This is a genomic window from Prochlorococcus marinus XMU1408 (genome assembly GCF_003208055.1).
Classification (GTDB): Bacteria; Cyanobacteriota; Cyanobacteriia; order PCC-6307; family Cyanobiaceae; genus Prochlorococcus_B; species Prochlorococcus_B marinus_A.
The window spans coordinates 169661-181811 of the sequence record NZ_QJUE01000001.1 but is presented as its reverse complement, the minus strand read 5'-3'; the positions used below and the strand labels follow the sequence as shown (position 1 = coordinate 181811).

18 protein-coding genes are annotated in these 12151 nt (G+C 33.4%); 10 read left to right on the top strand and 8 right to left on the bottom strand.

What is annotated here, in order from left to right:
- Positions 1-25: 25 nt before the first annotated feature.
- Positions 26-445 (bottom strand): hypothetical protein, encoded by a 420-nt coding sequence (locus DNJ73_RS00925; RefSeq protein WP_158465852.1) that lies wholly within the window; start codon positions 443-445, stop codon positions 26-28.
- Positions 446-474: 29 nt separating this feature from the next.
- On the bottom strand, positions 475-864 hold the full coding sequence (locus DNJ73_RS00920; protein ID WP_158465851.1) for a HesB/IscA family protein: 390 nt from the start codon (positions 862-864) through the stop codon (positions 475-477).
- A gap of 105 nt (positions 865-969) precedes the next feature.
- Between DNJ73_RS00920 and zds the strand changes: the two genes are divergently transcribed.
- Both zds and DNJ73_RS00910 read left to right on the top strand, forming a co-directional pair.
- Entirely contained in the window at positions 970-2430 is a 1461-nt protein-coding gene (gene zds / locus DNJ73_RS00915; protein WP_158465850.1) for a 9,9'-di-cis-zeta-carotene desaturase, read from the top strand.
- A 3-nt stretch (positions 2431-2433) separates the two neighbouring features.
- Complete coding sequence (locus tag DNJ73_RS00910; protein ID WP_158465849.1) at positions 2434-2886, top strand: SRPBCC family protein; 453 nt, start codon at positions 2434-2436, stop codon at positions 2884-2886.
- Between the two features lie 2 nt (positions 2887-2888).
- Here DNJ73_RS00910 and DNJ73_RS00905 read toward each other — a convergent pair whose 3' ends face one another.
- From DNJ73_RS00905 to DNJ73_RS00890, 4 genes are all read right to left on the bottom strand, one after another.
- Complete coding sequence (locus tag DNJ73_RS00905) at positions 2889-3689, bottom strand: uroporphyrinogen-III synthase (RefSeq protein ID WP_158465848.1); 801 nt, start codon at positions 3687-3689, stop codon at positions 2889-2891.
- 86 nt (positions 3690-3775) lie between these two features.
- Positions 3776-5410: a glycoside hydrolase family 3 N-terminal domain-containing protein gene (locus DNJ73_RS00900; RefSeq protein WP_158465847.1), complete on the bottom strand. Its 1635-nt coding sequence runs from the start codon at positions 5408-5410 to the stop codon at positions 3776-3778.
- A gap of 16 nt (positions 5411-5426) precedes the next feature.
- Positions 5427-5810, bottom strand: coding sequence for a 30S ribosome-binding factor RbfA (rbfA, locus tag DNJ73_RS00895; protein WP_158465846.1), 384 nt, complete (start codon positions 5808-5810; stop codon positions 5427-5429).
- A gap of 2 nt (positions 5811-5812) precedes the next feature.
- Positions 5813-6019, bottom strand: coding sequence for a DUF751 family protein (locus DNJ73_RS00890; protein WP_158465845.1), 207 nt, complete (start codon positions 6017-6019; stop codon positions 5813-5815).
- Positions 6020-6079: 60 nt separating this feature from the next.
- Between DNJ73_RS00890 and DNJ73_RS00885 the strand changes: the two genes are divergently transcribed.
- Positions 6080-6799 (top strand): glutathione S-transferase family protein, encoded by a 720-nt coding sequence (locus DNJ73_RS00885; RefSeq protein ID WP_158465844.1) that lies wholly within the window; start codon positions 6080-6082, stop codon positions 6797-6799.
- Here the strand turns inward: DNJ73_RS00885 and DNJ73_RS00880 are convergent.
- Positions 6786-7529 carry a DUF6816 family protein gene (locus DNJ73_RS00880; RefSeq protein ID WP_158465843.1) on the bottom strand — a complete coding sequence of 248 codons (744 nt, stop codon included), beginning with the start codon at positions 7527-7529 and terminating at the stop codon, positions 6786-6788. The two genes, DNJ73_RS00885 and DNJ73_RS00880, sit on opposite strands and share 14 nt — an antisense overlap.
- Between DNJ73_RS00880 and DNJ73_RS00875 the strand changes: the two genes are divergently transcribed.
- Positions 7528-7791 (top strand): chlororespiratory reduction protein 7, encoded by a 264-nt coding sequence (locus DNJ73_RS00875; protein ID WP_158465842.1) that lies wholly within the window; start codon positions 7528-7530, stop codon positions 7789-7791. The genes DNJ73_RS00880 and DNJ73_RS00875 overlap by 2 nt on opposite strands.
- Here DNJ73_RS00875 and DNJ73_RS00870 read toward each other — a convergent pair.
- The gene (locus tag DNJ73_RS00870; protein ID WP_158465841.1) at positions 7745-8341 is read right to left on the bottom strand and encodes a shikimate kinase; all 597 of its coding nucleotides are present in this window, start codon (positions 8339-8341) and stop codon (positions 7745-7747) included. The two genes, DNJ73_RS00875 and DNJ73_RS00870, sit on opposite strands and share 47 nt — an antisense overlap.
- 52 nt (positions 8342-8393) lie before the next feature.
- Between DNJ73_RS00870 and DNJ73_RS00865 the strand changes: the two genes are divergently transcribed.
- From DNJ73_RS00865 to petL, 6 genes are all read left to right on the top strand, one after another.
- Entirely contained in the window at positions 8394-9320 is a 927-nt protein-coding gene (locus DNJ73_RS00865; protein WP_158465840.1) for a 6-pyruvoyl trahydropterin synthase family protein, read from the top strand.
- Positions 9321-10004 carry a RibD family protein gene (locus DNJ73_RS00860; protein WP_158465839.1) on the top strand — a complete coding sequence of 228 codons (684 nt, stop codon included), beginning with the start codon at positions 9321-9323 and terminating at the stop codon, positions 10002-10004.
- Positions 10005-10020: 16 nt separating this feature from the next.
- Positions 10021-11202, top strand: coding sequence for a GNAT family N-acetyltransferase (locus DNJ73_RS00855; protein ID WP_158465838.1), 1182 nt, complete (start codon positions 10021-10023; stop codon positions 11200-11202).
- 31 nt (positions 11203-11233) lie between these two features.
- On the top strand, positions 11234-11500 hold the full coding sequence (locus tag DNJ73_RS00850) for a hypothetical protein (protein WP_158465837.1): 267 nt from the start codon (positions 11234-11236) through the stop codon (positions 11498-11500).
- A gap of 83 nt (positions 11501-11583) precedes the next feature.
- Positions 11584-11985 (top strand): DUF4346 domain-containing protein, encoded by a 402-nt coding sequence (locus DNJ73_RS00845; RefSeq protein WP_158465836.1) that lies wholly within the window; start codon positions 11584-11586, stop codon positions 11983-11985.
- A gap of 56 nt (positions 11986-12041) precedes the next feature.
- Positions 12042-12134, top strand: coding sequence for a cytochrome b6-f complex subunit PetL (gene petL / locus DNJ73_RS00840; RefSeq protein WP_158465835.1), 93 nt, complete (start codon positions 12042-12044; stop codon positions 12132-12134).
- The last annotated feature ends 17 nt before the right edge of the window (positions 12135-12151 follow it).

The following is a 12151-nucleotide window of genomic DNA, read 5'->3' as shown; positions in this document are numbered from 1 at the left end:
TATTCTAATCAATTCTTATCATCTATTAAAGATCTAACCATCTTTTTATTTTTAGTAACGTCTTCCAATTAGGTTTTCGTGAAAGACCATCTTCAAATGATTCTTTTAATTCTTTTTCTAATTCAGGAAGAACCAACATAGCTCTTTTAACATAATCAATATGATCTCTAACTCCCTTAGAATTTGTTTCTAATAATGCAAGACTCAAATTTATCCTTGACTGTGGATCTTGTCCATTGAGTTTCACTGCATACCTTGCAGATTGCAAGGCTTCCTGAGGCGAATCACATAAAAGTTGCAACCAAGACAAGCATGTCCATGCAGCAGCATTATTAGGAGTAGTAGAAGCTATTTTCTGAAAATCTTCAATCAAATCCTCTGCTGCTGTCCCAGCTTTATAGCGTTGTAGTGATTTTTCAAAAAAACTTTCCTCTGATTGATCCATTGTTAATTTAAAAATTCTATTGGTTAAATTTAAACTGCAAATGAACTGCCACAGCCACAAGTTTGTGATGCATTAGGATTAGTAAAGTTAAAGCCTCCACCAATTAAATCTGTACTGAAATCTAACTGCATACCATATATATACAAAAGACTCTTTGGATCACAAATTACTTTAAACGAACTGCTACCAACTGAATATTCATAAACTTCATCATCTTTTTGAATATCATCAGCAGACACAAAGTCCATTGTGTAACTCATACCACTGCATCCTCCCGAACGAACTCCTACTCTCAATAACTTTCCTGAGCCTTGTTCTTTGCAAAGTCTAGACAACTGATCCAATGCAGAAGTGGTAATAAGTACTCCTTTACCTCCTTGAGCTTTATGAGTTTTTGGTGGCGCGTTTGATTCACTCATTTAGTTTTCTGAACTTTAATAACACTCTATTAATTATATTCGATTTTAAAAGTGCCAAAAAAGAGTTTTTATTCATAGAGTTAGTGTATCCATCTAATTAAACGAGTGAAAATCGCAATAATAGGTGCAGGTTTAGCAGGATTGACTGCTGCAGTTGACCTTGTCGATGAAGGCCATGAGGTCGATCTATATGAAGCAAAACCATTTATGGGAGGCAAAGTTGGAAGCTGGGAAGATTCCGATGGCAATCATATAGAAATGGGTTTGCATGTGTTCTTTTTCAACTACGCCAATCTGTTTGCATTAATGAGAAAAGTTGGAGCATTTGAAAATCTTTTACCAAAAGACCACACTCACCTTTTTGTTAACAAGGGTGGTGAAATTAAATCACTTGATTTTCGATTTTTTGCAGGAGCTCCTTTTAATGGTTTAAAAGCCTTCTTCACTACACCTCAATTAAATTGGATTGACAAACTAAGGAATGCTCTTGCTCTTGGAACAAGTCCGATAGTAAGAGGGCTTATTGACTACGAGGGTGCGATGGAAACAATACGATCCCTAGATTCTATAAGCTTTCAACAATGGTTTCTCAACCATGGTGGCAGCCTAAATAGTATCAAAAGGATGTGGAATCCTATTGCATATGCACTGGGATTCATTGATTGCGAAGCTATTTCTGCAAGATGCATGCTTACCATCTTTATGATGTTCGCTTCGAAAACAGAGGCATCCAAGCTCAACCTATTGAAAGGCTCACCCCACAAATGGCTCACCAAGCCAATACTCGATTACATTGAACGAAAAGGCGGAAGACTTCACCTAGAGAATATTGTTAAAGAAATTCATTCAGAAGATTCAGACCAACCATCTGTTACCGGAATAACCCTGCAAACTCCAGAGGGTGAACAAAAAATTCAAGCAGATAAATATCTAGCTGCTTGTGATGTGTCTGGTATAAAAAGAATAATTCCTAGATCATGGAGACGTTTTAACGAATTTGACTCCCTTTTCAAACTTGATGCTGTTCCAGTCGCGACAGTCCAACTTAGATACGATGGCTGGGTAACTGAGATCAACAATCAGCAAGCTCAAACAAACCTAAAAAGTCCATCTGGTTTAGACAACTTGTTATATACAGCAGATGCGGATTTTAGTTGTTTTGCAGATTTAGCTTTATCAAGCCCAGAAGACTATAAAAAAGATGATCAGGGCTCGCTACTTCAATGTGTTTTAACCCCTGGAGATCCTTGGATCACCAAATCCTCAGATGAAATTGTAAAACATACTGACTTACAGGTAAGGTCCCTTTTTCCCTCTTCAAGAGGTTTAAAGCTTTTATGGAGCAATGTGGTCAAGGTTTCTCATTCTCTCTACAGGGAGGCTCCTGGAATGGAGCCATACAGACCAGATCAAAAAACTTCTTTTAATAATTTCTTCTTAGCAGGCAGTTACACAAAACAGGACTACATTGACTCTATGGAAGGAGCAACAATGAGCGGACATCTTGCTGCTTCAGCAATGCTCTCAAAGTCTGTTTCACTAGCAAAAAATTCTTCGGTTGCTTAAGAAATGGGAAAGTGGCTTGATCACACCGTAATCAATGAAATCCATGCACCAGTTGAACTTGTCTGGAAGTTTTGGAGTGATTTAGATTCAATGCCTTTGTGGATGACATGGATTGAGTCAGTTAAGACAGTCGATGAAAAGACCTCGACACTTCCCGATTTAACGGAGTGGACACTGGCAGCTAATGGCTTTCGTTTTAAATGGAAAGCTCAAATAACAGAAAGAGTAGAAGCAGAGAAATTGGAATGGAAATCAGTTGGTGGTCTACCTACTAAAGGTTCAGTACGTTTTTATAGTGAAGAGAGCTATAAGACTGTTGTTAAATTAAAAATATCTTATGAATTACCCCAAGTTTTAGCAAATCTGATGAAAGCAAATATTCTTGGAGGGATGGTCACAAAAGAATTACAAAAGAATCTTGACGGATTTAAAGAACTCGTCGAAAAATCATCATAAATTTAACTAAAATTTATTTCTAGACAAGCTTGTAATAATCCTTCAAGATCATGCGGAGTAGCCTCTTTATCAGGTTTTCTAATAAGGTTTTTACAGCTAATAGTTGTTTGAGGTCCAATCGAAACAAGTTTAATCTTTTCAATCAAATTTAACCAATTCTCACCAAAATATTTTTTCAATAAGCTGACAGTATTAATTACTGTTTTACCACTAGTAAAAGCAATAATATCTATTTTTCCACTATTCAAAGCATCTATAGTCTTTTGAGGTATATCTTTAGGGCAAGAAGATTCATAAGCAGCTACTTCAGTAACCTCTGCTCCTTTTAATTTGAAAGAGTCAGATAATATTGATCTGCCACCAGTTTGCACTCTGGGAATAAATAGTTTTAAACCTTTTGGATTCTGAGGGAAATATTCAACCAGGCTATCTGCAACAAAGCTAGGAGGAACAAAGCTAATCTTTGCATCTATATCTGATAACAAAGCAGCTGTTTTTCTTCCTACAGAGGCAATTTGAATAGTCTTAGAAATTTCCGACAAAGATAAGCCCATTTCTTGCATTCTATGTTCAACATTTCTCACACCATTTGCACTCGAAAAGATGATCCAGTCAAAGGTAGAAATTTTCTTTAAAGCATCATCTAAAGGAGCCCAGTCATCTGGAGGTCCAATAACTAATGAAGGAAGATCAAATACCTCAGCTCCATTTTTTATAAAAATCGCACGTGCCTCTGAAGTCTGCTCTTGGGCACGGGTAATAATTATCTTCTTGTCGGTTAAAGTCATTTCTGTATGCTTCATTCCTATTAAGTCTAAAGAATAACTATGCAGTCATCTAGACAATAATAAGGTTTTTCTTAAATACTAATTTCTTGATTAAAAAATTTTTAATCAGTAAATTCTTTACTTAATTTTTTATCAATTTCTTTTTGAACTATTTTTAATTGCAAAATACGGCTTAAAATTTGATTTTGTGCTTCCTCTATTTGACTAGGGCTATAAGCCAAAGGAATAGATTCATGGATAGTTTCTTTTATTTTATCATATAAATAGGGACATCCATATATAACAATTCCTGATAATCTTTCCTCAATTTCTAAATTTTTTATAGCATCTAACCAATGATCATTATGATAATCTAATCCGATGAATGGCTTACCTCTTACAAAAAGCTGAACAAGAATTTTACTATTACCAAGTTGCCTCAATTCTAACAATTTTTTATTAGTTTTTGTCCATGGACTGATACCAAAGGGATGTATAATTAAATTTTTAAAACCTACTGCCTTAGGTAAATCTAATGCAGGAAAAAATTTATTTGATACTTGATCAAAATTATCAATTTGTATAAGATTAATATGATTCACCTCAGCTTTAATAGTACTTTCTTCTCTGATGAAAATTGATTTTTTTATTATAGAATCACTAAATCTAGAAACATCTAACAAAAATTTATTCTTTATATCGTCATTCCTAAATTCTTCTTTTTTAAAATCCTTTTTATTACTAATTAAATCAAGTTGTTTTTTTCTTCTTTCCCTAGATATATGTAACCTTTCTATAGAAATTTTTCCTGAATAAAAAGCATCGGTAAGAGAATCAATTGCCTCATCAATATCTTTTGGCATCATAATCAAATCAATTCCTGCATCAAATGCCAAGACTGCAGCCTTATCACTACTATATTTGTTAGATATTGCATTCATAACTAACGCATCGCTGACGACTAAACCATCGTATTTAAATTTGATACGTAACAAATCAGTAATCAGTCTTTTTGAAAGTGTTGCAGGGTAAATAGGATCAATCTTTGGAAAAAATAAATGTCCGATCATGACACTATTTACTCCTTGGTTGATTAAAGATTTAAATGGAATCAATTCAAATTTCTCTAATTTAGATAAGTCATTCTGTATTTCTGGCAAATCCAAGTGAGAGTCAACTTCAGAATTTCCGTGCCCAGGAAAATGTTTCGCACAAGTCAGCATTTTTGCTCTAGAGACACCCCTCTGAAAAGCACAAGTTAAACTTTTTACTGTTTCAGGTTCTTCTCCCCAAGCTCTTAGATTTATAACCGGGTTATTTGAATTGTTATTGATATCACAGACTGGAGCTAACAGCCAATTTAAACCAATATTTTTTGCTTCTTTACCAGTAAAATAACCGATTTTCTCAGCAAAAGAAATTGCTAAATTATGATCTTTTTTATAAATCTGAGCGATACCCATTGGAGGAATGAACTTTGTTCCTCCATAAAATCTTTGACCAACACCTTCCTCAATATCAGCACATAAGAGAAGAGGTTTGCCAGACCATTTCTTTAAGACATTGCAACGAACTTCTAATTCTTTTACAGTTCCTCCGAAAAAAATAACTCCACCAACACCCTCTTCTAAAAGTCTCTTTAGATTTGAATTAGATGCCTCTAAGTTAGGATATAAACGTTGTGAATCAAGATTAAATCCACTTGCTCGAACTATAAATAATTCAGCAACTTGTCTTCTAAGATCAGATTTATTCATCAATAATTTTGACAATCTATAAGTCTTTACTTATATCTTTACTTTTACGTTCAAGTTCTAATGAATTTAGAAGGTCTAAAACTGCAGGACCTTTGGTCATACCTTTATCAATCTTGAACACAAGCTCAGGGGATCGTCTCATTTGTAGCCTTCGAGAAAGCTCAGCACGAATAAATCCTTTTGCTTCCTCTAAACCAACTAGTACTTCAGCTTTTTTTTTCTCTTCACCAAAAAGACTTATAAAAATTCTTGCATGTTGCAAGTCCCCTGAGACTTCAACACCAGTAATTGTGATCATAGCTTGATGAATTCTTTCATCTCTAACACCATGAACTAAAAGTTCACTAACTTCTCTTTTTAGTAAAGCTGCTAATTTTTCAACCCTTCTGGAATTAGCCATAACTAAGTAATTGAGACAGGGAAAGCCATAGCCTTTAATAAGAAAATTATTGTCAGAAGTCCACTTAACAACGCCCCAACTAGAGCAATCGCTGTGATCGGATTACTACCTCTTTTAATTAATGGAGAAATGGCAGAAGTGAAAACCCCCAAAACTATTGTGATGAGATATTTGGGATATCTAGAAACATTAGAAAAAAACTCACCCATTTTTCACCACCAAAAGACTGAATTAATAGCTACTCTGCTAACCATTTGAAGGAACATAAAATGTTGGAACTTCATCAATTTAGGCACTCACCTTATTGCTTGAAAGTAAGAATGGCTTTGGCTGCAAAAAAGCTTGAATATCGAACCGTTGAGATAACTCCAGCCATAGGGCAAATAGATATCTTTCAAAAAACAGGACAAAGAAAATTACCCGTACTTTTTGATAAGGAAACAACAATCCATGACTCAAGTTTAATAATACGACACTTAGAGAAAATTGAAATAGAACCAAAATTAATACCAGAGGGTCCAAAGGAAGCTTCTCAGGCACAAATAATTGAGAATTGGGCAGATACAACTTTGGCAAAATCTATAAAAATTGTCTTTTTGGAGGAGCTTTCTAAGAATCCAAGATTGATTCCCTCTTTATTCGCCAACGAAATTTCGGATTCTATGCAAAAAGTTCTTTTTAATATACCTACAAATTTTGCTAGTCAGATTTCTAGATTAATAAACCAGAAAGAGAAAGAATCTCTAAAATCAAATCTTGAATACCTATCAAATTTAATTGTTCAAGAAAGTTTTCTTTTTGGAGGCAAGCTTTCTATTGCTGATATTTCTGTAGCATCACACTTATCACTACTCAAATTTCCAAGTTCATCTGGAGAAAAGCTTGCTGGGAAAGGTTGTTCTTTATATTTAAATGATCCAAGTCTTCAAAATCTTTTTAAATGGAGAGACTTAATTGAAGATCAATTAGAAATAACTAACCATCATTAGTCTTTCTAAGTAATAATTTAGATTTCTCTGTTTTAATTGGCAAAGAAATGACATTTTGACCAGGTTGATTATAAATTGCCTGAAATTGTTCGCCACAAATATTAAAATCGCTCAGATTTATTTCATTATTTTGATTAGATCTACATTTTTTAAACTCAGTTAATGTTTCGACCTGACTAACCCTGCTGAATTCTGGTGTATGCAAAATTTGTAAGATTAATTCATCAGTTATAAAAATATTATTATTTATTTTTTCTTGCAATCTTCCTATGATTTTTGTCTCTAAATACCTATCTTCAGTTAATTTAGCAACCTGACGATTAGGAGATTTAGGATCATTCTTTACTGATAAAAAACCACCAGTCTTTGAGCTCAAAGCATAAGAATTAGTGTTGTATTCACGGTCGGCAATTAAATTACCAGAGGTATTGTGAATAAATTTAGCTGAGTGAATAATAGGTTCCTGATTCTTATTATTATTCTTACCACCTTCTATCACGCTAGTGACATCCCATACCCCTTCAAACCAATCAGGGTAAATCAAATCATCTTTCAATCCTGGACGTTTAATGGAAAAAGGTAAGCGCCAATCAGGCCAATTTGATTTGCGTTCAGAAAGCTTAGATGGTTGAAAATTATTTGTTTCAATAATAGTTTCAGCAAGTACAGAACCTGTGTAAGTAAAAATAATTAAAATAGAAACCAAAAATAAGAAAAATTTCTGTCTCATGTCTGATCCGCTAATTAGAGAAATGGATAATTATGTTGTTTTGGTCCCTGGAGAAAGTGAACAATTCCTGACTAAAGACCAAACTCTTTTATGGCTTCAAACTTGGTTAAATAAATTTGATTCATTACCACTAGATCTTGCATGTAAGTCTTCAATAGAAGAAGCTGCACAACATTTACTTGATACAGCCTGCGACCTAGAAATCAAAACAGGTTTTACAATTCAGTGGTATGCCGTTCGGCTTGAGTCTCCGGATCAATAAGGATACTTGGTAAACGTTCAGCAATCATAGTTGCTACTTCATATGGAGATTGATCCTCAACTTCTATTCTCAAATCTGATTCTAAATACATAGGTTTTCTACTTTCATAAATCTGATTAAAATTATTAGCCAAGTCATCCCCAATTAGTAAAGGGCGTTTCTTATTATCACTTTCTAATCGTTTAATTGAACGTTTTAAATCAAGATCTATCCAAATAACGATTCCTTGATGAAGAATTCCCCAGTTTTCAGGCAGTGAAACTAAACCACCTCCAGTAGCAATTACAAGAGAATGATGTTGGCTAATTTCTTTTAAAACTTGTTTTTCAACATCCCTAAAGACTTTTTCACCATCTTTTTCAAAAATAGATGAAATAGATTGTTTAGAAGCTTTTTCTATAACATCATCAGTATCAACAAAAGCATAATTTATTATTTTCGCGAGAACTGGTCCCGTTTGACTTTTGCCAGAACCCATCATTCCTATCAAAAAAATATTTCGACCACCTAACTTTTCTTTAAGAGTTTGAGGGCTTGATTGGACGGCCATAAAGACAGAAGTAGCTAAAAGTTATTAAGATGTGTTTTGATGTGAAAAAATTATGGAAGCAATCACATCTAATTTCCCTCACGGAGAGGGGAGAAGCTGTGTAATTACAAGGCGAGCCTGCTTCAGCGCAAGTCACCTGTATAGGCTTCCTGAATTATCTGATGATGATAATTCAGCTTTGTTTGGCCCATGCTCAATAGCTCCTGGCCACGGTCATAATTACGAGTTAATCGTAACCATGGAAGGAGAACTGAATAAATATGGCATGGTCTTAAACCTTTCAGATGTAAAACATGCCATAAAAAACGAAGTAACAAGTCAGCTTGACTTTCGTTTTTTGAATGACACATGGCCAGAGTTTGACCTATCTAAACCTGAAGGTTGCCTTCCCACAACCGAAAGTTTAGTGCGTATTATATGGAAGCGCCTTAAATCTCACTTACCCCTAAAATCTCTTCGACTTTACGAAAACCCAAAACTCTGGGCTGACTATCAAGGAAATGCTATGGATGCTTATTTAACAGTTCAAACACACTTTTCAGCTGCTCATCGCCTAGCCAGAGAAGACCTACCACAAACCGAAAATGAAAAAATATTTGGAAAATGTGCGCGACCTAATGGACATGGTCATAATTATTTAATAGATATAACTGTCAAAGGAAAAATAAACCCTAGGACAGGAATGATATGTGATTTATCTGCCTTAAATAGTTTAATTAATGATTTAGTTGTAGAGCCTTTTGATCATACTTTTTTAAATAAAGATATTCCTTATTTTACAAATTGTGTACCTACAGCTGAAAATATTGCATTACATATTTCAGATAAGTTAACTAATCCAATTAATGCAATTGGGGCAAATTTATATAAGATAAAACTACAGGAGAGTCCAAACAATGCAGCTGAAGTATATGCAAGCGTACCCGAATCAAAAATCGATACTAAAGACTCAAAGAATAAGGTCGGCTTGCTGAGATAATTGAAAAAAAAATGGGTTAGATTAGTTTTAGCTTCTAGTATTGATGGACGTATCGCTTATCCAGAAGGAGGAAAAACACAACTAGGTCAGTCTGGTGATCGTTTGGTTTTAGAAGAATCACTTGCTTGGTCAGATGGAATTTTAATGGGAGGACAAACGCTGAGAGATCATCAATCTATTTGTGTCATTAAAAATAAAAACTTATTAAAACAAAGAACATTAGAAGGAAAAAATGCACAGCCAATTGCTCTTATAGCCAGCAATCAAATAGACTTTCCAGCCACTTGGCCTTTTTTTAAACAACCTCTTCAAAGATGGTTGATCCAAAAGCAAGAAAAGAAAAATGAGAGTCTGCTTCATAATGGATTCGATAAAAAAATAAATTTAAAATTCACGTGGCGTGATTCTCTTGATGTTTTATATCAAAAAGGTATTGCGAAAATTGTATTACTAGGAGGCGCAAATCTTATTTCAAATTTTCTTTTAGAGGATCTAATAGATGAATTACAAATTACCATTACGCCTAATCTGCTAGGAGGAGATTACTGCTGGGTTTCATCTGAATTAAGAAACTTAAATACGATAATGAATAAAAAAAATAATTGGATTCTAAAAGAAAGTAGAAAGCTCGGTAATAATGAATTACTTATCAGATATTTTAGAAATAATTTATCCAAAATATAGATTTAGTATAAAATAAATGAAAAATATAAAAATCAAATGGCATGCATCAATCCAAGAAATTCCTAAAATTATTTGGGATAATTTCTTAAAAGAAAATTCAACTCCTTTTTATAAGTGGGATTGGTTAAATGCATTAGAAAGATCAGAAAGTGTAAATACAAAATATGGATGGCAACCATTATTTCTCTCTGCTTGGAGTGAAAATGATGTAATTGCATGTGCACCTCTCTATCTTAAATCTCATAGTTATGGAGAATTCATTTTTGATAATGCCTTTGTTCAACTAGCTCAAGATATGGGACTTCAATATTATCCAAAACTAATAGGCATGAGTCCATTAAGTCCAATAGAGGGTTATCGCTTTCTTTTTGCTGAAGGAGTTAATGAAATTGAGCTCACACAAATATTATTCTCTGAAATTGATAGTTTTGCTAAACAAAATGGTATTCTAAGTTGTAATTTTTTATATGTAGATCCTAAATGGATGAAAGTAGCTGAATCTCTAGATTGCGCTAAATGGATAAACCAACAAAGTTTATTGAGATTGAATGAAGAAAACAATTTTTCTGATTTTTTAAAAAATTTTAATTCCAATCAACGTAGAAATATTAAAAGAGAGAGAGCAAGTATAAAAAAATATGGAGTAAAGGTTCAACCTCTTAGTGGGTCTCAAATAAATGTAATTAATTTAAAAAAAATGCATTATTATTATAAACTTCATTGTTCAAGATGGGGAGTATGGGGAAGTAAATACCTCACTGAATCATTTTTCACTGAACTTACATCAACAGAAATCAAAGAAAATATTATTTTATTTGAAGCAAAAGAAGAAGGAAGTGACAAAACTATTGGAATGTCATTATGTGTAAAAAACGAGAATATGCTTTGGGGAAGATATTGGGGTTCAGAAAAAAATATAGATAATTTACATTTTGAGACTTGTTATTACTCCCCGATTGAGTGGGCAATAGCAAATAAAATAAGATATTTTGATCCTGGCGCTGGGGGGAGTCACAAAAAACGAAGAGGTTTTATTGCTAAACCCAATGCAAGTCTTCATAGATGGTACAACTTAGCAATGGATTCATTAATAAGAGAATGGCTACCAAAAGCAAATAAGTTAATGCTTGATCAAATAAACGCTACAAACAATGAAGTACCTTTTAAGTTTGAAGAGCCAAAACTATCAAATACATAGTAACTTCAGAAAAATTAAAGACTTAATTTAAATGACAGACAACAATTTACTTGATTCTCAGGAGACAGATAAATCGGCTACCGCCAAGGAAGATGATGCCAATTCTAATGAAGACAAACCTTTCTTTGCGCAAGGGATTTTTAACTATAAAGATAAAGGGACTCAAGGTGTTATTACTCTGTTTGGATATGAGCTGACAGCACCAGCAGGCCTGAAAAATCCAGGTATTGTTTATTTATCTTTTATTTTTGTGAACTTAGTTATTTTTTTAATCTTAAAAAGCTTTATTTCAGGATAAATTTTTATGAAGGAATATCTAAAAATTGAATAAAAAAAAATAAGAAGCTTGTGTATCTTCTTTTTAATTTGTAAATTAAAGAAATGAAAAATATAGATCTTCAAAAAGACTTGATTCCCTCAATAAAGCTTTTAGATGATAAATTATCTAAGAGACAAATAGATCTTGATCCAAAAGGTTATTTCTTAATTAAAATCGAACCTCTTACGAATGAGTTAATACTTGAACATTATTTAAACAATATTGATCAAAAAGGTCGAGCTATAGATCCAGAATCAGGAGAGCCAATTAGTTGCAAAACAAAAAATAGGAATCAACCAAGTAATATTTACAGAGGGAAAAGTGCCAAGCAAGTAGGAATTCAAATTTCAGAGGGTCATGGTCCATTCCCTATCAGTTGCTTAGATCATGCCATTTACATTGGACGTGAATTGCAACGAGCAGAACAATGCCTGACGTCCGGTAAAGAATACATTCAAGATTAATAAATTCCTAAGATAACGCAATGATGTTCTATTATTAATTGAGAAATTTAAATCAAATGGGAATTCTTTTTTACTTAGTTTTTGTTGGCGCAGGTCTTGCTGCAGCAATCGTGATTCAAAAAGCCTTGAAAGCTATTAAATTAATCTGAACAAATAAATCACTCTT

Coding starts and splice junctions, on each gene's coding strand:
- DNJ73_RS00875 (WP_158465842.1), top strand. CDS start 7,528: ATGTCTGATCCGCTAATTAGAGAAATGGATAATTATGTTGTTTTGGTC.
- DNJ73_RS00905 (WP_158465848.1), bottom strand. CDS start 3,689: ATGAAGCATACAGAAATGACTTTAACCGACAAGAAGATAATTATTACC.
- DNJ73_RS00865 (WP_158465840.1), top strand. CDS start 8,394: ATGGAAGCAATCACATCTAATTTCCCTCACGGAGAGGGGAGAAGCTGT.
- DNJ73_RS00880 (WP_158465843.1), bottom strand. CDS start 7,529: ATGAGACAGAAATTTTTCTTATTTTTGGTTTCTATTTTAATTATTTTT.
- DNJ73_RS00890 (WP_158465845.1), bottom strand. CDS start 6,019: ATGGGTGAGTTTTTTTCTAATGTTTCTAGATATCCCAAATATCTCATC.
- DNJ73_RS00920 (WP_158465851.1), bottom strand. CDS start 864: ATGAGTGAATCAAACGCGCCACCAAAAACTCATAAAGCTCAAGGAGGT.
- DNJ73_RS00870 (WP_158465841.1), bottom strand. CDS start 8,341: ATGGCCGTCCAATCAAGCCCTCAAACTCTTAAAGAAAAGTTAGGTGGT.
- rbfA (WP_158465846.1), bottom strand. CDS start 5,810: ATGGCTAATTCCAGAAGGGTTGAAAAATTAGCAGCTTTACTAAAAAGA.
- petL (WP_158465835.1), top strand. CDS start 12,042: ATGGGAATTCTTTTTTACTTAGTTTTTGTTGGCGCAGGTCTTGCTGCA.
- DNJ73_RS00850 (WP_158465837.1), top strand. CDS start 11,234: ATGACAGACAACAATTTACTTGATTCTCAGGAGACAGATAAATCGGCT.
- DNJ73_RS00925 (WP_158465852.1), bottom strand. CDS start 445: ATGGATCAATCAGAGGAAAGTTTTTTTGAAAAATCACTACAACGCTAT.
- DNJ73_RS00910 (WP_158465849.1), top strand. CDS start 2,434: ATGGGAAAGTGGCTTGATCACACCGTAATCAATGAAATCCATGCACCA.
- DNJ73_RS00900 (WP_158465847.1), bottom strand. CDS start 5,410: ATGAATAAATCTGATCTTAGAAGACAAGTTGCTGAATTATTTATAGTT.
- DNJ73_RS00855 (WP_158465838.1), top strand. CDS start 10,021: ATGAAAAATATAAAAATCAAATGGCATGCATCAATCCAAGAAATTCCT.
- DNJ73_RS00845 (WP_158465836.1), top strand. CDS start 11,584: ATGAAAAATATAGATCTTCAAAAAGACTTGATTCCCTCAATAAAGCTT.
- DNJ73_RS00885 (WP_158465844.1), top strand. CDS start 6,080: ATGTTGGAACTTCATCAATTTAGGCACTCACCTTATTGCTTGAAAGTA.